Origin of the sequence: Shewanella sp. H8 (genome assembly GCF_040285065.1) — a bacterium.
GTDB lineage: Bacteria > Pseudomonadota > Gammaproteobacteria > Enterobacterales > Shewanellaceae > Shewanella > Shewanella polaris.
Window position 1 is genome coordinate 932,838 of sequence record NZ_CP157213.1, and the last position, 20,675, is coordinate 953,512.

Below are 20,675 nucleotides of genomic sequence, written 5' to 3' on the forward strand. Positions count from 1 at the left end.
ACAATTTTCTTTATTGATTTAATCACTAATAACAAAAAAAGATGCCGAGGCATCTTTTTTGTTGATTATCGAAAAACAATATTAGCGATAAAAATTCACTTTAGGGCGAACGGCCTAAGCCATTGTTCGACAATTAGGCTAATTTACGTAACTCGCGACGTAAAATTTTACCAACGGTACTTTTGGGTAGTTGTTCGGTAAATTCAATAATACGCGGGACCTTGTAAGCCGTGAGTTGACTGCGACAATAATCTTTAATTATTTGTCTTGTTTCATCAATATCAGTTGATGGTTGTTTTAGCACAATGACCGCTTTAACAGCTTCACCTGAGTGTTCATCTTCAACCCCTACCACAGCGCACTCGAGCACTAACTCATGGGTTGATAGTACATCTTCGATTTCATTAGGGTAAACGTTAAAACCGGACACTATTATCATGTCTTTTTTACGATCAACAATGGTGTGATAACCATCTTCACTCGCAACACCAATATCACCGGTTTTAAAGAAGCCATCTTTGGTCATAACGTTAGCGGTTTCGCCAGGTTTATTCCAATAGCCTTGCATGACTTGTGGGCCGCGAACGGCTAGCTCACCTGCTTGGCCAACGGGGACTTCATTATCATCCATGTCGAGCACCCGAACTTCGGTTCCGAGTACGGGTTTACCGATGGAGCCTAGTCGTTGATATCCTGGTGCGTTTAAGCTCACAACAGGGGATGTTTCTGACAATCCATAGCCTTCTGAAATCATACAACCTGTGGTTTGTTGCCATAAGTTAGCTGCAGCACTGGTTAATGCGGTACCACCTGAAATCGTAATCGTCATTCTACTGAAATCTAACGCCTTAAATTCGGGTTGATGGCATAAACCGACAAACAAAGTATTTAAGCCCGCAAACCCAGTAAAAGGGTAAGCCTTCATAGTATTGATTAATCCATTAATGTCTCGTGGATTAGGGATAAGAACTGAGCAACTACCAGATTCAAAGTACAGTACCAAATTAACCATAAATGCATAAATATGGTAAATCGGCAATGGTGCAACAAACACATCATGTCCTTCAGTCATGGTACTGGCAACCCGAGATTTTACTTGGGCTGAGTTAGCTAAAAGGTTGCCATGGTTGAGCATTGCACCTTTTGATAAACCTGTTGTACCGCCGGTGTATTGTAAGGCAATAAGATCTGCATGAGTTGGCTTAACTGCTTGGTATTGAAATTTAGCGCCTTGTGCTAATACATCTAAAAACGTTATTTTTGAAAATGGCGTATCAGCTTGGGGTTGCGGTTGGATAAGATCCATTGCATGAGTGGCGATAACCAGATCGACGGTTGTGTTGTTTACCACATTTGTGAGTGTCGGTAGGAGATCTGACAGTACGACTAAAGCTTTAGCTCCAGAGTCATTATACTGATGAGTCAATTCTCGCTCTGTATACATTGGATTAGTATTAACTAACACCATACCCGCACGGATAATCCCATAAGCAGCAATAACAAACTGCGTAATATTAGGCAGTTGAACCGCGACTCTGTCTCCTGGTTGTAAATGAGTGCAATGTTGTAGATAAGCCGCAAAATGACGAGAGTCTCGTTCTATCTCTTTAAATGTGGTGTCTTTACCTAAACATGCGTATGCAGTGTTGTCAGCAAATTTGTCACAAGCTTTTTCGATCAAATCAACGATTGATGTGTATTGGTGTAAGTCGAGTGTTGAATCAGCATCATAAGGCATGCTATCCCCTTTTATTTTTGGGTTATTATTATAAAAAAATCAAACGTCTGTTTAGATTGTTTTTACTAACCTACACCGCTCGAGATTAATTGGCAAAGGTTGTCTATAAAATTGAATTATATTTGAGTCTGTAATGACAAAATTATTGGAAAATAAAAATCAATTAAGCTGTAAACTTTTTTATACAAACTTGGTTTTTGGTTATTTTGTGAGCGATAAAATGTTTTGTCGTAAATAAACTGTAAATAAATTGTAATGTGATCTATATCACTAAAATCAGAACCTTACTGCATTAATCATAAATTTATTATTTAGAATTGACTAATTATGTTTAAAAAGTGTTAGCAATTATGTTTTTGTTGTTATAAAAATGTATCTGTGATGATGGGTGTTTCACATTGAAGGAAGCTGGTTTTTTGGAATGAATCGCCTAAAACCAAGTTGAAACACAACAATAATAAGCAGTTGGGATAATAAGAATGATGCAATCAAAAAAATCTACATTTGGTTTTAGTTCGTTGAGCTTGGCCATTTCATTTGCACTTGCTGGAACGGTTGTTAGTTCACAAGCTTTTGCCGCAGATGAAGAAGTAACAAAATTAGACAATGTTGAGAAAATGGCTGTCGTAGGCTCTCGTGCGGCACCACGCTCTATTGGTGACTCACCAGTGCCAGTTGATATTATCAGCAGTGACGACCTTAAGAAAAACGGCTCCACAGACATGATCGATATGTTAGTGACCTCAGTACCGTCTTTTAACTCTCGAGCACAACCTATTAGTGATGCAGCGACGCTCGTTCGTCCAGTGAACTTACGTGGTTTGCCTTCAGACAGTACCCTTATTTTAGTTAACGGCAAACGTCGTCATCGTGCATCGGTTATCGCTTTTCAAGGTGGCGGCATTAACGATGGTGCTCAAGGTCCAGATATCTCAGTTATTCCTGGTGTCGCATTAAAACAAGTTGAAGTTTTACGTGACGGTGCTGCGGCGCAGTATGGTTCGGATGCGATTGCGGGCGTCATGAACTTTGTATTAAAAGATGCTTCTGAAGGCGGTTCTATTACCGTTAGTCAGGGCGAATACTATGAAGGTGACGGCGCCGCAACAACGATTGATGGTAATGTTGGTTTACCGCTAACAGATGATGGTTTTATTAACATCAGTGCGCAATACAAAACTGCCGATGCAACCAGTCGCAGTGTACAACGTCCTGATGCCGCGGCCATTGCCGCTGGAGGCAATGAATTTATTCTAGACCCTGCGCAAACTTGGGGTAATCCAGAGATCAAAGATGACTTTACCGTATTTGTAAACTCTGGTTTTGATATCAATGATAAGACACATTTATATGCTTTTGGTAACGTCTCATCGCGTAAAGCAACAGGTGGCTTCTACTATCGTAATCCACATAACCGTGGCAATGTTTACTCAGTCGATGACGGCGAAACACTATTAGTTGGTGCTGTTAATGGCGATCAATCAACGTGTGGTGTAGTGCCTGCTAATGTGGATAATGTGCTTAATACTCCAGAATACCTAGCCATGGTAGCCGATCCAAACTGTTTCTCAATGAACCAAATTCGCCCAGGCGGCTATACACCGCAGTTCACTGGTAAAATTGAAGACATGTCTTTCTTTGCTGGTATTAAAGGCGAGCTAGGGGAGTGGATGTATGATGCCAGTGCAGGCACAGGTAGCAACAAAGCTAGCTTTGGTTTAAAAAATTCACTTAACCCATCGATGGGGTTAGATACACCTACTGACTTTGATACGGGTTCTTACGAGCAAGTTGAAACTACAGTTAACGTCGACTTTAGTCGTTACGTTACTATCGGCAGTTTAGAAGATATTAGTTTTGCAACTGGTTTTGAATGGCGTGAAGAGTCATTCGAGATTGGCCAAGGTGAAGAAGCGTCTTGGATTGCTGGTCCTTATGCCGACCAAGGTTTTAACATCGGTTCACACGGGTTTAAAGGTTTTGGTCCTGAATCTGCGGGTAAAAATGACCGTAGCAATATTGGTATTTATACCGATGTTGAAGCGCACTTAACTGATGATTTCTTGGTTGGCTTAGCATTACGCTATGAAGACTTTTCGACTTTTGGTGACACGTTAAACTACAAGTTAACAGCACAGTACATTGCAACGGATGAGTTATCATTCCGTGCATCGCACAGTACCGGTTTCCGTGCGCCAACAGTTGGCCAAGAAAACGTGGTTAATACGCAAACATCGATTGTTGAGGGTGACTTAATTCAAACCTTTATAGCACCACCAACTAACCCATTAGCAGCATTTTATGGTGGTGAAGTACTCAATCCTGAAGAGTCGGTGAGCTATGCTGCAGGTTTTGTGTATGAGTATGAAAACTTATTCTTAACTGTCGATTACTACAATATTGAAGTAACGGGTCGTATTGCGCAGTCTAGCCAAATTGCGGTTGAATCAAGTGACTACGATGCATTACGAGCTGCAGGGGTTGAGTTCCCTGAATTAATTTCAGCGGTAACTTTCTACACAAATGACTTTGATACCACAACTCAAGGTGTTGATATTGTTGGTTCTTATACAACAGAAATGTTGTCAGGTGATGCGAAGTTTAGTTTAGCCTATGGTTGGACTGATACCAGTGTTGATAAATTTGACCTAGAAACAACTAATGAAGGCAAGGTTCGTCGTTTAGAAGATGGTATTCCTGCACACCGTGCAACCCTTACTTGGGGTCAAAGCTGGGATGACTTAAGCATGTCTTTACGTGGTAATTACTTTGGTGAGTACTATGCAACCCATGCTGATGATACGTCTGATTGGGGCTCTGAAATGGCTGATGCAGCCGTGACAATCGACCTCGAAGTGAGTTATGCCGTAATGGATAACTTAACGGTATCAGTTGGTGCTAATAACATCTTTGATCAAGAAGCGCAGAAGCTAAAAGACGGCACTTTAGGTGAGTTAGGTGCAGTGTACTACGAAAGTGGTCCATTCGATTATAACGGTGGTTACTACTACGGACGTGTAAACTACCGCTTCTAAATTATTGGTATCGTAATTATCACTAATTATGAATAAAAAAGACTGCTGCGGCAGTCTTTTTTTCGCACTATGTATACAATAATAGCCTCATAAATTATCGCAGAATGTTGACACTATTATGGTTTGCTAACGATAAGGCTTGGTAAAGGTCATCTATAATAAGCGCTTTGGGCAGTTCTATTCCGTCAGGGTAACTTGATCCATATACTTTATTAAAAGGCGTTCCAGCAGCTGCTTGTTGGCCCATATATCGTTCAATGACCTCGTCGGCTTGAGTCCAGTTCCCTTGCATTAAGATAATCTGTGGGTCATTTAAGCGATCCACCACTTGTTCCCGATAAAGCACATTGGCTTTATTAGTTTGGCAGGGCACACACCAGTCTGCTGTGATATCAACAAAGACAATTTTACCTTGTTCAACATAGGCGGAAATTTTTTCAGGTTGAAGCGGTTGCCAGCGTAATTTTTGGTAGGTTTGATAATTTTCACCCTGATTAACAAAGGAAATAATCCCCGCAAAACATACCCCCATAAACCCGAGCATAATGATGACTAAAGTCGGAATTGATTTTCCTCGAATTTTAGCCCAAATAAGCCCCATAACAGCACTGAAAATAACTACCAGTAATATCATCATTAATATCTTCATCGGTTTCCTTTGTAAATACGGTAATATATCAATCCATTATCAATGGCGATACGTTAGCAGTACACACTTAATTGGCTGTTAAAATGGAATGGTTAGCCAAATAGAATTTGTTATTACAACAAGAGGTGTTATGACGTTAAGTACGTGGTTAGGGTTATTAGCAATATGCTGTTTGGGCGCGATGTCTCCGGGACCCAGTTTAGCTATGGTGGTGAGGCATACTCTCAGTGGCGGAAGGTTACACGGAGTGGTGTGTGCTTGGGCCCATTCAATTGGTATTGGTGTTTATGCACTTGTGACGTTATTAGGGTTGGCGGCAGTATTAAAAGCCTCGCCATTAATGTTTAATACCATAGCATTAATGGGGGCATTTTACTTAGCTTGGATGGGCATTCAAGCACTTAGATCTAAAGGCGGGTTGCAGCAAAAGTTAACCGCAGGAAAGCCAACAAGTTTATGGGTAGCTGCTCGCAATGGTCTCGCTATTTCTCTTTTAAACCCCAAAATTTTATTGTTCTTTTTAGCCTTGTTTAGTCAATTTGTATTGGCAGCGCAAACCACAACGGGACAGGCTTTAATCGTGTTTACACCGTTAATTATGGATGGCTTGTGGTATACCATTATTGCATTTGTGTTATCACATTCTGCTGTATTGCCGAGATTACGAGACAAGGCAAAGCTAATCGATAGGTTATCTGGGGTTGTGCTGATTTTACTTGCGATAAGAGTTGTTTATACTATTTTATAGCGCTCAAACAACTAAAATCTAATAAAGGGCATTTACCAGTTTCATTTTGGGGTTGCGTCCTACTTCGGCGTGAATTCGGGAGTAGCAATGAATAATGACTAATCTTGCGATAATCTAAGGGTAATAAAAAATCCCAATCAGTAATCTGATTGAGATTCTTCTATTGCTTTGGTTAGCATTCAATGATGGTTAATTATTAGCGCCAACTTTTTGCTAATTATGAATTAGCTTTAGTCAGCTTTAAACATTTGCACGCTATCATCGCTAACTTGCTCTTTTTTTGGTGCGGCAACTGGCGGATTAGCAATATGATCCTCTAAATTTTCTTTTAGCATGGCTTTGTACTCATCAGAAAACCAAGCTAATGCATGATCTTTTTCTGCAGCGAGATCGGATGATTTAAGCGAAGCTTCAAACGCGTTAAAACGTGCTGAAGCAAATCTCATTGCGGTACCGACTTTGCCAATATCATTTTCTTGTTGGCTTAATTGATTGGCGAGGGCAATAAATTGGTCAGCTATTTGATACATTGTTAATTCTGTTTTTGGTTCAGACATCAGATCCACTTTTTCGATGAGTTAATTTCCATTGAGTGTAACGTCTTTAATTGAAAATATCAGGTAAAAAATTAACTATTGGGATCTGAATCTACCAACACTTGGCCGTCACGTGAATCATAATATATTGATAAAAGCGGTAGTGGATTGTAGTAATAACGAAACTGATCTGGGCTGATATACTCTGCTTTGTAATCAGATGTATCTTCATCTGCACTGCTTGAAACGCTTGGGCCATCTAGTAGCAGTGTCGGCCAGACTGAGAGGCAATCATTGGTGTTATTCAATCTTGGTGAAGCTTCATAAGGGGTATAATGTTGCGCAGGATAACCCCATAGATTTATATCCAATTGGCCATCGGTTCCAGCTTGGCTGAAAATAACCAAATTATCAGCAGGACCAGAATAGCCCAAAGCGGCCCACTTAACATGAGCCAGCGTTATTGCTGAAGAAAATGCTCCACCAGTTGCTTTAACGGAAGCAATTTTTGCATCTTGACCTAAATCTAAAAATTTGGGTAATGCTACAACAGCAATAATTCCGAGGATTATAATCACGACCACTAATTCTATTAGGGTAAATCCAGATTCGTTCGTGTTGTTAGTTATATTCAATGGCATCATACTCATTTTTATGTGTATTTATGACGTTTGACAATGATAAATCAAATTACCTATTGATAGATAGGTTTTATCAGTGTGGCGCTTATTTTAAGGAAAGTGGATGACTAAGCATTGGCAAGAATTTATTCAGCGACAACAGAACCAAGTCTATTATCAGCAACTTCAGTCGTTTATTACCCAACAACGTAATGAGGGGAAAACGATATACCCACCTGAAAATGAGGTGTTTTCTGCTTTTCAATTAACACCACTAGAGCAAGTTAAAGTCGTGATATTAGGCCAAGATCCATATCATGGGCCAGATCAAGCTCATGGGTTATCTTTTTCAGTAAAAACAGGCATTAAACCACCACCGTCATTAGTTAATATTTATAAAGAATTACAGAATGATATTGAAGGGTTTATCGTACCCAACCATGGTAATTTGACGGCTTGGGCAAAGCAGGGCGTTTTACTATTAAATACGGTGTTAACGGTTGAACAAGGGAAAGCTCATTCTCATGCTAAAGCGGGTTGGCAAGCGTTTACTGATAATGTCTTGAAACGATTAAATCAGCAATCAACGCCGATTATATTTGTGTGTTGGGGGAATTATGCGATTAAAAAAGGCCAGCTGATTACAGCATCTCATCACCATATTCTGAATGGCCCACACCCATCGCCATTATCGGCTTATCGTGGTTTTTTTGGTTGCGGTCATTTCTCAAATATAAATCAATTATTACTTGAACATGGCGGTAACCCTATCAATTGGCAAGTGTAATAATAAAAAAGGTATGAATTTGATATTCATACCTTTTTAAATAAATGCCATCAGTAATTCAATAACATACTGGCCTAAGTTGTACTTAATTACTGCGGTTAACGGATAAATGGGCTAATGAAATTAAAGCTTGTTTATAGTCACTGTCAGGAAAAATACTTAAGGCATTGATGGCTTTTTGCGATTCAGCTTGAGCTTTGTCTTGCGTATAAACTAATGCGCCAGACTCCTCTAAAGCAACTAAAATCTCATCAATGACTTTAGAACCGTCGCTTTGTTCAATAGCTTCTCGTATGAGTTGTTTAGCGGTTTCAGAACCATTTTCCATTGCATAAATTAACGGTAATGTTGGTTTGCCTTCCGCAAGATCATCCCCGATATTTTTTCCTAATTCATCAGCGTTAGCTGTGTAATCAAGTAAATCATCAGTTAGCTGAAAAGCTGTGCCAAGGTATTTACCGTAATCAGCTAGGGCTTGTTCTTGTTCTGGGGTGGCATTTGCTAATACACCTGCTAACTGCGTTGCCGCTTCAAACAACTTTGCGGTTTTACAGTAAATAACCCGCATATAGTTTGCTTCGGTGGTATCAGGATCATTACAGTTCATTAACTGTAATACTTCACCCTCAGCGAGCACGTTAGTGGTATGAGCAAGGACTTGAAGCACTTTCATATTGTCGAGATCAGTCATCATTTGAAATGACCGCGTATATAAAAAGTCACCTACTAGTACGCTAGCACTATTCCCAAATAAAGCATTGGCTGTTTCACGGCCGCGTCTCAGTGTCGATTCATCAACAACATCGTCATGTAGTAAAGACGCTGTATGGATAAATTCGATAATGGCAGCAAGCTTAAGGTGTTGTTCGCCTTGATAGTCAACGGTTCGGGCGGCTAATACTGATAATAACGGACGTAAACGTTTACCACCGCCATTGATAATGTAGAAACCTAATTGATTAATTAAGGCTACATCAGACTCAAGTTGTTTATATATCAGCTGATTGACTGCTTGCATATCAGTGTCAGCCAGTTGACGAATGGCGTTTAAATCCATAATAGTCTCTGGTTGTTGGACGACAGGGTTTACACCCTTAATTTAGTTATATCGAATTAGAGCGCATATCTTACAGGATATCAGCGCCATTTTTCAAAGTATGTATTCGTATAATTGCGCTTTAAAAAAACTGATGTTGCAAAAGATTGTTGAATTATTATCAATTTACCTATAAAACTTAAGTATAATTTAGCATTAACATGTTAGCTAAATTTTGAAGATTACACATTAGCTATTAATGAATAGTGTGCAGTAATAAGGCCTTTTTTAGTTGATTGTGAATTAAGGCTTGCCGGATGACAATTCTTCGCGTAAAATCCGCGCCCATTGTCATTAAAAGTTTTTTAGCACCTAGTCTCGTCAATAATATGAGTTAGTGTGTTAGTCATTTGGAGTAAAATAGCCATGTACGCTGTTTTTCAAAGTGGCGGAAAGCAACATCGTGTTGCTGAAGGTCATACAGTTCGTTTAGAAAAATTAGAAGTTGCTACTGGTGAAACCGTAGAATTCGATCAAGTTTTATTGATTGCAGATGGTGAAACAGTACATGTTGGTGCTCCTTTAGTTGCTGGCGGTAAAGTCGTAGCTGAAGTAGTTGGCCACGGTCGCGGCGAAAAGGTAACTATCGTCAAGTTCCGTCGTCGTAAGCATCACGACAAGAAGATGGGCCATCGTCAATGGTTCACCGAAGTTAAAATCACTGCGATCAGCGCATAATTTAGGAGTCTAACTCATGGCACATAAAAAAGCTGGCGGTTCTACTCGTAACGGCCGCGATTCAGAAAGTAAACGTCTTGGTGTTAAACGCTTTGGCGGTGAATCAGTTCTAGCTGGTAACATTATCGTTCGTCAACGTGGTACTAAGTTCCACGCTGGTGTAAACGTAGGTATTGGTCGTGACCATACTTTGTTTGCATTAACAGACGGTAAAGTAAAGTTTCAAGTTAAAGGTCCTAATAACCGTAAGTTTATTAGCATCGAAGCTTAATTCTTTCTAAGCTAGATCTCGAAAGCCCTGCCTATGGTGGGGCTTTTGTGTTTTTTATATCATTAAACTATTATTGATAGTTTAATGATTTTGTTTATATGCAGTAGGCGATATCGTGATGAATGCTATCTTCAGCGCTTTCCTGCAAATCCCAATGATTTGGGGTTATAATTACAGATTAAGTAGCGTCAGGAGTCAGTATGAAGTTTGTTGATGAATCGAATATTCGCGTAGAAGCAGGTGACGGCGGAAGCGGTTGCGTGAGTTTTAGACGCGAAAAATATGTTCCAGATGGTGGCCCTGACGGTGGTGATGGCGGTGATGGCGGTAGTGTATATCTACAAGCTAACGAAAACTTAAACACGCTGATTGATTACCGTTTTACTCGTTTCCATATGGCTGAACGAGGAACTAATGGTCGTGGTCGTGATTGTACTGGTCATGGCGGCAATGATTTAGTGCTTCAAGTGCCAGTAGGTACTCGTGCTATCGATCAAGAAACAGATGAGTCACTAGGTGATTTAACTGCTCATGGACAAAAACTGCTTGTCGCTAAAGGTGGTTTCCACGGTTTAGGTAATACTCGTTTTAAGAGCAGTACTAACCGAGCTCCACGCCAAAAGACTTTAGGTTCTCCTGGTGAAGTCCGTTCAATTAAACTTGAGCTTTTACTGCTAGCCGATGTGGGTTTGTTAGGCATGCCAAATGCGGGTAAATCGACATTTATTCGTTCGGTATCTCGTGCTACGCCTAAAGTGGCAGATTACCCATTTACCACTTTGGTTCCTAATCTTGGTGTGGTTAATCCACGTCCAGGTCAGAGTTTCGTTATTGCAGACATTCCTGGTTTGATTGAAGGTGCTGCTGATGGTGCCGGCCTCGGTATTCGTTTTTTGAAACATCTAGAACGTTGTCGAGTATTATTGCATATCATTGATATTCTTCCTGTTGATGGTTCAGATCCTGTTCATTCTGCACGTGCTATTGTGGGCGAATTAGAAAAATATTCACCTAAATTAGCCGCTAAGCCACGTTGGTTAGTCTTTAATAAAACCGATTTGCTACTTGAAGATGAGCTACAAGAAAAAATCGATCACATTGTTAAAGAGTTAGATTGGCAAGGTGATGTGTATACTATGTCTGCTTACAATCGAACAGGTACTGAAGAATTAAGCATTAAGATGCTTGATTATATTAGAAGTTTACCTGCTATTGTTGAAGAAACACTCCCTGATGCTGATGTTGAGTTCAAATGGGATAATCATCATAGTGCAGCAGATGAAAATGCTAATGAAGATTATGATGATGACTTTGATGATGACTTTGATGATGATGATTATGATGTAGAAGTCATCTATCAACGCTAATTTACTCATTTGAGAATAACGTGTACGCAGATAGCCAAAATGATATTACCCGCCTAGTAGTTCGCTGCGCACAGCTACTGTTGGCTTATGGTGCTGAGTCTGATCTCGTGGAAGAGATTAGCCAGCGCCTTGGTCAGGCACTAGGTCTTGCTAGCATTGAATTATCAATTTCCTCCAATTCATTAGTGTTAACGAGTTTAGTGCACGGTCGATGCATCACCACAACTCGTCGTATTCGTGCTCATGGCATTAACATGATGGTTATTTGTGAGATTCAACGAATTTGTATCCTCGCAGAAAAACGCATTTATGGCGCCAACGAAGTTCGTAGACGATTAGCTCACATTAAGCCAAAGTCTTATCCTGCTATTGCTCTCATTCCTATGATCGGTTTATCTTGTGCCAGCTTTTGTCATTTATTTGATGGTGACTTGTTGGCCTGCGTAATTACATTTTTTGCCTCCGCTATTGGGATGATGGTGCGGTTGTTTCTCGCCTCTCGACATTTTAATTTATTGGTCAATTTCTCGTTAACGGCTTTTGTCATTTCAAGTGTTGCCCAAGTGGGTTATATTTGGCCTATTACCGAAACTCCTCAAGCTGCAATGGCGGCAAGTGTGTTGATGTTGATCCCTGGCTTTCCGATGATTAATGCAATTTCAGATATGGTAAAAGGCCACATGAATGTGGGCATTTCTCGGTGGGGCCATGCCACCTTGCTTACCTTAGCATCAGTCATAGGTATTACTATTGCTATGCAATTAGGCGGGATATTTTAATGTTATCCTTTCTAAATCTATTACTTCATGATGCTTTTTTTGCATCGATCCCAGCTGTTGGTTTTGCTATGTTATTTAATGTGCCAAAACGGTATTTAATTTACTGCGCTATCGCGGCAGCTATTGGCCATAGTTCAAGAACGGTACTATTACATTTCTCAATGCCAATTGAATGGGCGACCTTTATCGCTGCAGCCATTGTTGGGTTGATTACCATTCAGTTTGCTAAACGTCATCTTGCACCACCGTTAATGTACGCTGTGGCGGCAATTATTCCCATGGTGCCAGGAACTTATGCATTCAATACTGTCATTGCATTAATCCAACTCACGGCCCAAAGCCAAGTGAGTACAGATCTCAGTGCTCAAGTCATTGTTAGCGGATTAAAAACCGTATTTATTTTAGGCGCACTTGCTGTCGGATTAGCGTTACCGAGTTTACTTTATTACCGCACCAGACCCATTATTTAACCATAAGGATTATGCTTCAATGCGTATCGCAATGATTGCCGCAATGGCCAATAACAGAGTCATTGGTAAAGACAATAAAATGCCATGGCATTTACCTGAAGATCTTCGTCATTTCAAAGCTGTCACCTTGTCTAAACCTATTGTAATGGGTCGAAAAACATTTGAATCCATCGGACGACCATTACCTGGAAGACTCAATATAGTGATAAGTCGTAATACTGAGTTTAATCCTGATGGAGTAACTTGTGTAACAAATTATGAAGATGCAATCGCTGCCGCAGGAGATTGTGAAGAGTTAGTTATTATTGGTGGTGGCCAACTTTATGCGCAATTATTGCCTAAAACCGACGTTTTATACCTAACTTTGATTGATTTAGACGCTGACGGTGACACTTTCTTTCCCGATTGGGATGATGGTTCTTGGGATTTACAGAGCTCAGTAAATGCAACAAATGATAAAGGGTTGCAATATAGCTTTAACACTTTAGTTAAAAAGTGTTAAATTAGCATCGTGTACCCTGAGATTATATGAACCAGTTCTCAAAAACTGAAATTGAGTTCATTGCTATATAACTAGAAAGACTAAAGGAGTGTCAGATGCGTGTATTGCCTGTAGCGATTGCGGCCCTGATTGCAGTATCTTTTGTATCAGCGCCTGCTGTTGCGGATACAGATCAATTAGTTGCAAATATTTGTGATTATGTAAAATCAAACGATAAAAACCGTTTGCGTAAAAAAATGAAAGAGAACCGTGTTAAATTACGTAACATCTATTCAGATATTTCTTGTGATGGCAGCAGTTTATTGCGTACTGCCTACAAGTCGAATGCTAATGATGTCGGTGAGTTTATCGCGAAGCGTATGCCATCTTCTGATCTTTCTGCACCAGAAGCTGATGGGAAAACTATTTTAGATTGGGCTTCTGCTAATGGCCATGATGCAAGTGTGATAACAGTAGCCATTAAAGATCGTATTGGCGGTTAACGCTGGATCTGATGGGAAGTCATGACATCAGTAAGTAAAAAGTAAAAAAACAAAAATGCCGATATGAATTTATCGGCATTTTTGTTTTTTTTTTTAATTTCTGCTTTATGCAAATTAAATATACCCATCGCAGAAATATGGTAACCACAAACTGACGATCTTTATCAATTTATCATGTTTTTAAACTTTTGTTTCATTTGAATAACGATTAAGTTCTTATGGCAATAAAAAAGGCCCTATAAGAGCCTTTTTTATATTTCTAATGTATGAGGTTAGTTAAATCTTGAACTCGCGCACAGAGGCTTGTAGCTCTTCTGCAAGCTTAGCCACTTGATGGCTTGATTGTGCCGTTTGGTCTGCACCGGTTGATGTTTCTTCAGAGATAGACGCAATATGTTCAAGTTTTTCCGAAACTTGTTGGCTAACGATATTTTGCTCCTGAGCCGCGTTAGCAATATGGTTACCAGAATCAAAAGCCCGGTGAACAGATTTGCTGATGGTTTCTAAGGCTACATTCGATTGCTCATTCTTCTCAACACAGCTATCAGCTTGGGTACGGCCCAATTCCATTACCGCAACAGCTTCTTGAGCGCCAAGTTGCAACACTTCAATCATTTGTTGAATTTCGCTTGTTGAATGCTGAGTTCTTGATGCTAAGTTACGGACTTCATCTGCAACAACGGCAAAGCCACGTCCTTGTTCACCTGCTCTAGCTGCCTCAATGGCAGCGTTGAGGGCAAGCAAGTTAGTTTGATCTGCAATGCCACGGATTACATCTAAAATAGAGCCAATCGATGCACTGTCAGAATGTACTTTATTGATGACAACTCCAGCTTTAGCAACTTCTTCTGCAAGGGCGAGAATAGTATTTTTACTTTCTTCTGCAAGCGCACGCATGTGCTGGGTTTCTTCGTCGGCTTGTTTAATCTCATTAAGTGCTTGATCGGCACTCATGGAGACTTGTTGTGCACTTGAACTTAGTTCTGTCGTTGCTGCGGCGACTTGATCAACTTGACTCTTTTGCTCTTGAATACCAATCGTTGTTTGAGAGGTAATCGCTGAGGTTTCTTCTGCTGCAGCGGCTAACTGGTTTGAACGATCCACAATACCTATAATTAGACTGCGCAAACTGTCGACGAGTCGGTTGCAGTTTTTGGCTAATTCCGCAAACTCATCATGACCCGTGTCATCTAATTTATGAGTTAAATCACCGGATGCCAGTACATTCAATGCTTTGTTGACCTCTCCGAGTGATCTTGTCAGCGGTTTAACGACTGCAATACTCACAATAATAGAAACAACGATAGCCGTTAATACAACTAATAAAGTTTTTATCGTCGCTGAATCAATAATTTCTAACGCTTTATTACTGATATTTCCGGCGAAGTTATCTATTGCTTTTGCAAGGGTAGTCATTCTTTTATTGACTAATTTAGCAATACTTTGAGTTTGAGTTAGTAGTTTCTCTGCCGTAAAACCATGGGTTAACTGTTTTTGTTTTAATGCTTGAATCGAATCAGCACCATTAAGTAATTTGAATACTTTTGTTGATTCGGTTGATAGATCTTCTAAGGTTGAACTGCTTATAACACCACTACCTTGACGATTTATATACTCAAGTTTAGCCTTAGTTTCACTGGCCATGTAGTCCAGTTCTTTGATGATAAGGTCATATTTATTTTGCTCAGTAGTGCCAACAAGATCATAAATTGTGGTGATCGTGTTGATAAACATTGTGTCTACTGAACTTGCTGTTGCGGCAAGAATTCTCTCTGTTTCATCTTCGCTGGTTTCAAGATCAATGATGTCTAATAAAATTGAAGACGCATCGTCGGCAGCATTTTCAAACGTGTTACGTAATTTAAGTAATTGCTCTTGTTGGCTTAATGAACTTTCTTGCTCAACCAGCATCTGGACAGCTTTTTGCGAATAAATTCGGTAAGATTTGGTCAGCTCAGTAAGAGGCATTGTGAGTTGTGAACGAGATTCGACCAGGCCATTTAAACGGGTTATATCGGCTTCGAAAGCATTATTAAGTTCAGCAAGATTTTTTGTAATAGGAGGTATTTTAGAAGAATGGTCACTGTAAAAAGCCAACAAAGTTTCATTTTGTTGAGTACTAAGATTCTCACTCAAAATACTGGTGGTTTCTAACGCGGGCAAACTCACCGTTTTAAGAATAGTGGTTCCGTCTTTAATGCTGTTGTTACTCATTAGAGTAACACCACCAAGGATCAGCAGTAACAGCGTCACAACGGTAAAACCGCCAATGACTCTGGTCGCTACATTAATTTTCATAAAGTACTCCGGCTATTATAATTAGATCCTGATTTATATCGTGTAGGGATTTTATTGTACTATTATTTTACTATGTAGAATTTATTATAGGACAATTGTTTCTCAGGCAAGTGTAACAAATTCTAACTTAAACTATCGGCAAAAGAATACTTTAGTTTAACCTTAAATTAACCTTTGTTGGGTAATTTTTTCATTCTTTTCAAGATGCCATAGGGTTAAGTGCTCTCCCCAACAGCAGCCAGTGTCGAGTGCAAGAATGTGTGAATTGTTCGTTTGGCCCATTAATGCAGCCCAATGACCGAACACTAGTGTGTATTGTGGGCTCGTTTTCGATGGGAATTCAAACCATGGGCATAATTCTACTGAATGCGGTTCATTAGGTGCTGATTTGCATTTAAAATCAAGACTTCCATCAAGATGTAAATATCTCATTCGCGTTAAAGCATTCATACAGTATCGCAATCTGGCTATACCGGTTAATGTTGGTGACCATTGTTCAGCTTCATCAGTAAACATTTTTGCAATTAATTCGGTTAAATAATCATCTTGCTGCAAAGCTAAGCTAACTTGTTTTGCTTCATGTTCTAGGGTCGCAATATCCCATTGAGGAGGTACACCAGCATGGGTCATGATGATATTGTGTTCGGGTAATGTTCTCACTAATGGCTGTTGACGGATCCAATTAACCAAATTATCAATATCTGGTGCATTAAGTAGTTCTTCAAGATGATCTTTTCGACTCACTCGTTTTAATTTACCGTGCAAAGCCAATAGGTGTAAATCATGGTTACCCAGTACCACTTTTGCAGAATCATTTAATGATTGGAAGAAACGAAGTGTTGCTAATGACTCTGTACCTCTGGCAATCAAATCGCCAACAGCCCAAAGCTCATCTTTCGAAGGGTTAAAATCGACTTTTTGCAATAATAACTGCAATTCACTATTACATCCCTGAACATCGCCAACAAAATAGTGTGCCATAAGCTATTGAAATACTCCTGGGACAGCCAAACGAAAAGGTGGAATGGTCGCTAAAAAACGTTCGCCTTTGTGGTCTTCCATACCGTAAAAGCCTTGCATAAATCCAACTGGAGTTTCCAATACGGTACCGCTGGTATATTGATAAGCGGTATTAGGGGCGATAGTCGGCGTTTCACCTACAACACCTGGGCCTTTTACTTCATTCTGTTCGCCTTCTGAATCTGTGATAATCCAATGGCGGTCTTTAAGCGTTACTTTGGTATCGCCCAGATTGATAATGGTAATGGTATAGCTAAAAAGGTATTTATTATCAGCGACATCAGATTGTTGTTCTAAGTATTGGGTGTCGACTTTAATTTTAATAGGCGATTCAACAGGGTTCATTTTACGTCCTAAAGCGAAAGGGCACGCTGAGTTTCAGCATGCCCTTATGATTAATCTTTTTTGTCACACAACATATTAGCCATTGCCACATATTGCGGAACACTTATTTGCTCTGGCCGCAGACTTGGATCAATTTGTAATGTTGCAAAATCGTCGTCTGACAGTAAGGTTTTTAAATTATTACGTAATGTCTTACGGCGCATATTAAATGCCGTCGTGACTAAATGCCTCAATACATCGACATTTTTACATGGCCAAGGTTTGACTTCATAGGGCAATAATCTTACCACTGCAGAATCAACTTTCGGGGCAGGGGTAAAGCTTGTCGGCGGCACTTCCAATACGGGAACCACTTGACAATAATATTGTGCCATTACTGTTAAACGTCCATAAGCTTTAGTACCAGGGCTCGCAGATAAGCGCAGAACGACTTCTTTTTGCAACATAAAGTGCATTGTCTCAATTTGTTCAGCAAACTCAAACAAATGAAACATAAGTGGCGTTGAAATGTTGTAAGGAAGGTTACCAAACACTTTCATTTTTTTGCCAGCTTGTTGCAACTGACTAAAGTCGAACTGTAACGCATCACCTTGATGAATCGTCAGTTTGTCTTTAAGTGTTGGATGGTATTGTAAGCGTTTAACCAAGTCTCTATCTAATTCAACAACGGTTAGGTTATCAATCATGTCTGCAACAGGTTCTGTTAACGCACCCAGACCGGGCCCAATTTCAACGATGACATGGTCATTATCAGGTGCAATTGCACCTACAATGCTGCTGATCACGCCTTGATCAGTTAAGAAGTTTTGTCCAAAACGCTTTCTGGCCGTGTGGCCTAAATGTACTTTATTACTCATTAAAATGGGTTACTTACTTTTTGAGGCCAATTCGATGGCTTTGTTTAATGCACAGGTAAAGCTGCCGCAATCAGCTTTACCACTTCCAGCCAATTCTAGGGCTGTACCATGATCGACTGAAGTACGAATATAAGGTAAACCTAAGGTTATATTGACCGACTTGCCAAATCCTAATGATTTAAGCACAGGTAATCCCTGGTCATGATACATGGCTAATATCACGTCAGCTTGTTCAAGATATTTAGGTTGGAATAGTGTATCTGCCGGCAAAGGGCCAACGATATCCATGCCTTGCTCTCGTAACTCATTGAGTGCAGGAATAATGATATCAATTTCTTCTCGGCCTAAATGACCGTCTTCTCCAGCATGCGGATTGAGACCACACACATAAATTTTGGGTGTACCTAAACCAAACTTACTGACTAACTCGTTGTGTAAAATAGTAATGATATGATGAAGTCTGTCACGGGTAATCGCTTTTGCAACATAGGCTAATGGTATGTGGGTAGTCATTAGTGCTACTTGCAAATTGGGTGCGGCAAGCATCATAACAACATCAGCACAGTTAGCTTGTAATGCAAAAAATTCGGTATGACCACTAAATGGAATACCGGCTTGGTTAATAATACCTTTATGCACGGGGCCAGTTACGACGGCGTCGAATTCATTCGACATATTTTTTTCACCGGCATAACGTAGAGTCTCGACTACATAATCACTGTTTGCCTCATTCAACACACCGCAGTGTACTTCTTCAGCTAATGTAAAAGGAGCTATGGTTAATGTCCCAGCTGTTTGAGGCTTTGGTTGTTGTGATGGTTGGTAAGGCCTAAGTTGTAAAGGGAGTCCAAGCATTTTGGCGCGTGACATGAGTAGATTAGGATCGGCGCAAACAACTAACTCAACAGGCCATGCCTGTTGAGCGAGTTTGATGACTAAGTCGGGACCTATACCTGCTGGTTCGCCGGGAGTAATTGCAATACGTTTAGTCATGGGTCTTGCTTAACCTCGTCTGCTTTCTGGCTCAATGATTTCAATATACGCTTCAGAGCGCATTTCGTCTAACCAGTTTTGTAGTTCTTCATTAAACTTACGACGGAAGATTAACTGGTGGGCACGGTTACTATTAAATTGTTCAGTGGCATCAGTTTTACGACGCGACTCAAGTTGGACGATATGCCAACCGTGAGTAGTACGAAACGGCTCGCTGATTTGACCTTCTTGAAGACTAGCAAGGGTTTGCGAAAATTCAGGGACATACATGCTTGGATCTGCCCAACCTAATTCACCACCTTTAACTGCAGAGCCTGGGTCTTCTGAGTACTGAGTCGCTAGCTTGGAAAAATCGGCGTCACCAGAACGAAGTTGAGTGACAAAGTTAGTTAACATCGCTTTAGCACGTTCTTCCGATAAAATCGGTGACGGCTTTAATAGGATATGACGAGATTTAACTTCTTCAACCTCTTGTGTTTGCAAGCCACGAGTATCTACAACTTTGATAATGTGAAAGCCAGAACCTGATTTAATAGGGCCAATAATATCACCTTTCTTGGCGCTACTAACGACTTCAGCAAACAATGTTGGCATCTCATTAATGCTCATAAAGTCCCATATACCGCCTTCTAGCGCTTTAGGGCCAGATGAAGATGCAATTGCTGTGCTACGGAAATCATCACCATCGTTTAAGCGTTTAAGCACGATATCGGCACGACGGCTAGCACTTTCAAGTTGTTCACTTGTAGGGTTACTTGGTACTTCGATTAGAATGTGACCGATTTGGAACTCAACATCTTTTAAGCCTTGTTCCTGAATTAATTTAACTAAGCTATTAATTTCTTGTGGTGAAACTTGAATACGACGTTGGACTTGAATACGTTGAATTTCACCTAAAGTCACTTCTTGGCGTAATTGTTCACGATACTGGCTAAAACTTGTACCTTCACTTTCAATTGATTGCTGCATTTGGGCAACTGTCATTTTTTGTTCTTTAGCAATATTTTCAATGGTTTGATCTAATTGTAAATCACCAATGTTCAAGCCAATGCGTTCAGCTGTCTGCATTTGTAAATGGGTTAAAATAAGGCGTTCAATAACTTGGGTGCGCAAAGCATCATCTGATGGTAATGTTTGGTTCGCAGCTTTAGCATTCGCTTTAACAGTTGAAATCATGTTGGTGATTTCACTTTCAAGAATGATACCATCATTAATTTGTACTGCTACGCGATCTAATGGCACGGGTACAGCGAAGCTAGTGTGACTTATCGCAAGAGCTAATAATGCAAAAATAATTTTTTTACTGTGTTTCATCCACTAAATCCTTTGGCACATTCAATATAATACAGGCGATTTATCGCCAAATTGGGTCGTTTTATGTTAATTAACAACATAGTTATTGTT

General features: G+C 40.1%; 21 protein-coding genes. 10 read left to right on the forward strand and 11 right to left on the reverse strand.

Annotated features, from left to right (window positions below):
• Positions 1-133: 133 nt before the first annotated feature.
• Positions 134-1,738, reverse strand: coding sequence for an AMP-binding protein (locus ABIS04_RS04055; RefSeq protein WP_350432694.1), 1,605 nt, complete (start codon positions 1,736-1,738; stop codon positions 134-136).
• A 479-nt stretch (positions 1,739-2,217) separates the two neighbouring features.
• Here ABIS04_RS04055 and ABIS04_RS04060 point away from each other — a divergent pair, with 479 nt between their 5' ends.
• On the forward strand, positions 2,218-4,773 hold the full coding sequence (locus tag ABIS04_RS04060) for a TonB-dependent receptor (protein WP_350432695.1): 2,556 nt from the start codon (positions 2,218-2,220) through the stop codon (positions 4,771-4,773).
• A 94-nt stretch (positions 4,774-4,867) separates the two neighbouring features.
• On the opposite strand, the gene ABIS04_RS04065 is transcribed toward ABIS04_RS04060, so the two are convergent.
• Positions 4,868-5,422, reverse strand: a complete 555-nt coding sequence (locus tag ABIS04_RS04065) for a thioredoxin family protein (RefSeq protein ID WP_350432696.1) — start codon at positions 5,420-5,422, stop codon at positions 4,868-4,870.
• A 130-nt stretch (positions 5,423-5,552) separates the two neighbouring features.
• On the opposite strand from ABIS04_RS04065, the gene ABIS04_RS04070 reads away from it, so the two are divergent.
• Positions 5,553-6,170 (forward strand): LysE family translocator, encoded by a 618-nt coding sequence (locus ABIS04_RS04070; RefSeq protein ID WP_350432697.1) that lies wholly within the window; start codon positions 5,553-5,555, stop codon positions 6,168-6,170.
• A 230-nt stretch (positions 6,171-6,400) separates the two neighbouring features.
• Here ABIS04_RS04070 and ABIS04_RS04075 read toward each other — a convergent pair whose 3' ends face one another.
• Together ABIS04_RS04075 and ABIS04_RS04080 are read right to left on the reverse strand one after the other, a co-directional pair.
• On the reverse strand, positions 6,401-6,727 hold the full coding sequence (locus ABIS04_RS04075; protein WP_137222607.1) for a DUF3144 domain-containing protein: 327 nt from the start codon (positions 6,725-6,727) through the stop codon (positions 6,401-6,403).
• A gap of 71 nt (positions 6,728-6,798) precedes the next feature.
• Positions 6,799-7,347, reverse strand: a complete 549-nt coding sequence (locus tag ABIS04_RS04080; protein ID WP_371833630.1) for a prepilin-type N-terminal cleavage/methylation domain-containing protein — start codon at positions 7,345-7,347, stop codon at positions 6,799-6,801.
• Positions 7,348-7,450: 103 nt separating this feature from the next.
• Between ABIS04_RS04080 and ung the strand changes: the two genes are divergently transcribed.
• Positions 7,451-8,113, forward strand: a complete 663-nt coding sequence (gene ung, locus ABIS04_RS04085) for a uracil-DNA glycosylase (RefSeq protein WP_350432698.1) — start codon at positions 7,451-7,453, stop codon at positions 8,111-8,113.
• Positions 8,114-8,198: 85 nt separating this feature from the next.
• Here ung and ispB read toward each other — a convergent pair whose 3' ends face one another.
• Positions 8,199-9,170 carry an octaprenyl diphosphate synthase gene (gene ispB / locus ABIS04_RS04090; protein ID WP_350432699.1) on the reverse strand — a complete coding sequence of 324 codons (972 nt, stop codon included), beginning with the start codon at positions 9,168-9,170 and terminating at the stop codon, positions 8,199-8,201.
• A 405-nt stretch (positions 9,171-9,575) separates the two neighbouring features.
• Here ispB and rplU point away from each other — a divergent pair, with 405 nt between their 5' ends.
• The 7 genes from rplU (at position 9,576) to ABIS04_RS04125 (ending at position 13,758) form a co-directional block, all read left to right on the forward strand.
• On the forward strand, positions 9,576-9,887 hold the full coding sequence (gene rplU / locus ABIS04_RS04095) for a 50S ribosomal protein L21 (RefSeq protein WP_137222599.1): 312 nt from the start codon (positions 9,576-9,578) through the stop codon (positions 9,885-9,887).
• 16 nt (positions 9,888-9,903) lie between these two features.
• Positions 9,904-10,158, forward strand: coding sequence for a 50S ribosomal protein L27 (rpmA, locus tag ABIS04_RS04100; protein WP_011638531.1), 255 nt, complete (start codon positions 9,904-9,906; stop codon positions 10,156-10,158).
• A gap of 200 nt (positions 10,159-10,358) precedes the next feature.
• A complete protein-coding gene (cgtA, locus tag ABIS04_RS04105; RefSeq protein ID WP_350432700.1) occupies positions 10,359-11,525 on the forward strand; it encodes an Obg family GTPase CgtA in 1,167 nt (388 codons plus the stop codon).
• 20 nt (positions 11,526-11,545) lie between these two features.
• The gene (locus ABIS04_RS04110; RefSeq protein ID WP_137222595.1) at positions 11,546-12,304 is read left to right on the forward strand and encodes a threonine/serine exporter family protein; all 759 of its coding nucleotides are present in this window, start codon (positions 11,546-11,548) and stop codon (positions 12,302-12,304) included.
• Positions 12,304-12,774 (forward strand): threonine/serine exporter family protein, encoded by a 471-nt coding sequence (locus ABIS04_RS04115; RefSeq protein WP_350432701.1) that lies wholly within the window; start codon positions 12,304-12,306, stop codon positions 12,772-12,774. Before ABIS04_RS04110 ends, ABIS04_RS04115 begins: the two co-directional genes overlap by 1 nt.
• A gap of 19 nt (positions 12,775-12,793) precedes the next feature.
• On the forward strand, positions 12,794-13,276 hold the full coding sequence (gene folA, locus ABIS04_RS04120; RefSeq protein WP_350432702.1) for a type 3 dihydrofolate reductase: 483 nt from the start codon (positions 12,794-12,796) through the stop codon (positions 13,274-13,276).
• A gap of 95 nt (positions 13,277-13,371) precedes the next feature.
• Complete coding sequence (locus ABIS04_RS04125) at positions 13,372-13,758, forward strand: DUF3718 domain-containing protein (protein WP_350432703.1); 387 nt, start codon at positions 13,372-13,374, stop codon at positions 13,756-13,758.
• A gap of 276 nt (positions 13,759-14,034) precedes the next feature.
• Here ABIS04_RS04125 and ABIS04_RS04130 read toward each other — a convergent pair whose 3' ends face one another.
• From ABIS04_RS04130 to surA, 6 genes are all read right to left on the reverse strand, one after another.
• Positions 14,035-16,056, reverse strand: a complete 2,022-nt coding sequence (locus ABIS04_RS04130; RefSeq protein WP_350432704.1) for a methyl-accepting chemotaxis protein — start codon at positions 16,054-16,056, stop codon at positions 14,035-14,037.
• 162 nt (positions 16,057-16,218) lie between these two features.
• A complete protein-coding gene (locus tag ABIS04_RS04135) occupies positions 16,219-17,037 on the reverse strand; it encodes a symmetrical bis(5'-nucleosyl)-tetraphosphatase (RefSeq protein WP_350432705.1) in 819 nt (272 codons plus the stop codon).
• A 3-nt stretch (positions 17,038-17,040) separates the two neighbouring features.
• A complete protein-coding gene (apaG, locus tag ABIS04_RS04140; RefSeq protein WP_137222583.1) occupies positions 17,041-17,421 on the reverse strand; it encodes a Co2+/Mg2+ efflux protein ApaG in 381 nt (126 codons plus the stop codon).
• Positions 17,422-17,471: 50 nt separating this feature from the next.
• Positions 17,472-18,278: a 16S rRNA (adenine(1518)-N(6)/adenine(1519)-N(6))-dimethyltransferase RsmA gene (gene rsmA, locus ABIS04_RS04145; protein WP_350432706.1), complete on the reverse strand. Its 807-nt coding sequence runs from the start codon at positions 18,276-18,278 to the stop codon at positions 17,472-17,474.
• A gap of 9 nt (positions 18,279-18,287) precedes the next feature.
• Entirely contained in the window at positions 18,288-19,271 is a 984-nt protein-coding gene (gene pdxA / locus ABIS04_RS04150) for a 4-hydroxythreonine-4-phosphate dehydrogenase PdxA (RefSeq protein WP_140233468.1), read from the reverse strand.
• A gap of 9 nt (positions 19,272-19,280) precedes the next feature.
• Positions 19,281-20,585 (reverse strand): peptidylprolyl isomerase SurA, encoded by a 1,305-nt coding sequence (surA, locus tag ABIS04_RS04155; protein ID WP_140233469.1) that lies wholly within the window; start codon positions 20,583-20,585, stop codon positions 19,281-19,283.
• Positions 20,586-20,675 lie beyond the last annotated feature (90 nt).

What these genes read in the sequence shown, in the direction of transcription:
- ABIS04_RS04115 (WP_350432701.1), top strand. Translation starts at nt 12,304, where the DNA reads ATGTTATCCTTTCTAAATCTATTACTTCATGATGCTTTTTTTGCATCG.
- ABIS04_RS04070 (WP_350432697.1), top strand. Translation starts at nt 5,553, where the DNA reads ATGACGTTAAGTACGTGGTTAGGGTTATTAGCAATATGCTGTTTGGGC.
- cgtA (WP_350432700.1), top strand. Translation starts at nt 10,359, where the DNA reads ATGAAGTTTGTTGATGAATCGAATATTCGCGTAGAAGCAGGTGACGGC.
- rplU (WP_137222599.1), top strand. Translation starts at nt 9,576, where the DNA reads ATGTACGCTGTTTTTCAAAGTGGCGGAAAGCAACATCGTGTTGCTGAA.
- ABIS04_RS04075 (WP_137222607.1), bottom strand. Translation starts at nt 6,727, where the DNA reads ATGTCTGAACCAAAAACAGAATTAACAATGTATCAAATAGCTGACCAA.
- ung (WP_350432698.1), top strand. Translation starts at nt 7,451, where the DNA reads ATGACTAAGCATTGGCAAGAATTTATTCAGCGACAACAGAACCAAGTC.
- pdxA (WP_140233468.1), bottom strand. Translation starts at nt 19,271, where the DNA reads ATGACTAAACGTATTGCAATTACTCCCGGCGAACCAGCAGGTATAGGT.
- rpmA (WP_011638531.1), top strand. Translation starts at nt 9,904, where the DNA reads ATGGCACATAAAAAAGCTGGCGGTTCTACTCGTAACGGCCGCGATTCA.
- ABIS04_RS04060 (WP_350432695.1), top strand. Translation starts at nt 2,218, where the DNA reads ATGATGCAATCAAAAAAATCTACATTTGGTTTTAGTTCGTTGAGCTTG.
- folA (WP_350432702.1), top strand. Translation starts at nt 12,794, where the DNA reads ATGCGTATCGCAATGATTGCCGCAATGGCCAATAACAGAGTCATTGGT.
- ABIS04_RS04080 (WP_371833630.1), bottom strand. Translation starts at nt 7,347, where the DNA reads ATGCCATTGAATATAACTAACAACACGAACGAATCTGGATTTACCCTA.
- ispB (WP_350432699.1), bottom strand. Translation starts at nt 9,170, where the DNA reads ATGGATTTAAACGCCATTCGTCAACTGGCTGACACTGATATGCAAGCA.
- ABIS04_RS04130 (WP_350432704.1), bottom strand. Translation starts at nt 16,056, where the DNA reads ATGAAAATTAATGTAGCGACCAGAGTCATTGGCGGTTTTACCGTTGTG.
- ABIS04_RS04055 (WP_350432694.1), bottom strand. Translation starts at nt 1,738, where the DNA reads ATGCCTTATGATGCTGATTCAACACTCGACTTACACCAATACACATCA.
- ABIS04_RS04065 (WP_350432696.1), bottom strand. Translation starts at nt 5,422, where the DNA reads ATGAAGATATTAATGATGATATTACTGGTAGTTATTTTCAGTGCTGTT.
- ABIS04_RS04135 (WP_350432705.1), bottom strand. Translation starts at nt 17,037, where the DNA reads ATGGCACACTATTTTGTTGGCGATGTTCAGGGATGTAATAGTGAATTG.
- rsmA (WP_350432706.1), bottom strand. Translation starts at nt 18,278, where the DNA reads ATGAGTAATAAAGTACATTTAGGCCACACGGCCAGAAAGCGTTTTGGA.
- surA (WP_140233469.1), bottom strand. Translation starts at nt 20,585, where the DNA reads ATGAAACACAGTAAAAAAATTATTTTTGCATTATTAGCTCTTGCGATA.
- apaG (WP_137222583.1), bottom strand. Translation starts at nt 17,421, where the DNA reads ATGAACCCTGTTGAATCGCCTATTAAAATTAAAGTCGACACCCAATAC.
- ABIS04_RS04125 (WP_350432703.1), top strand. Translation starts at nt 13,372, where the DNA reads ATGCGTGTATTGCCTGTAGCGATTGCGGCCCTGATTGCAGTATCTTTT.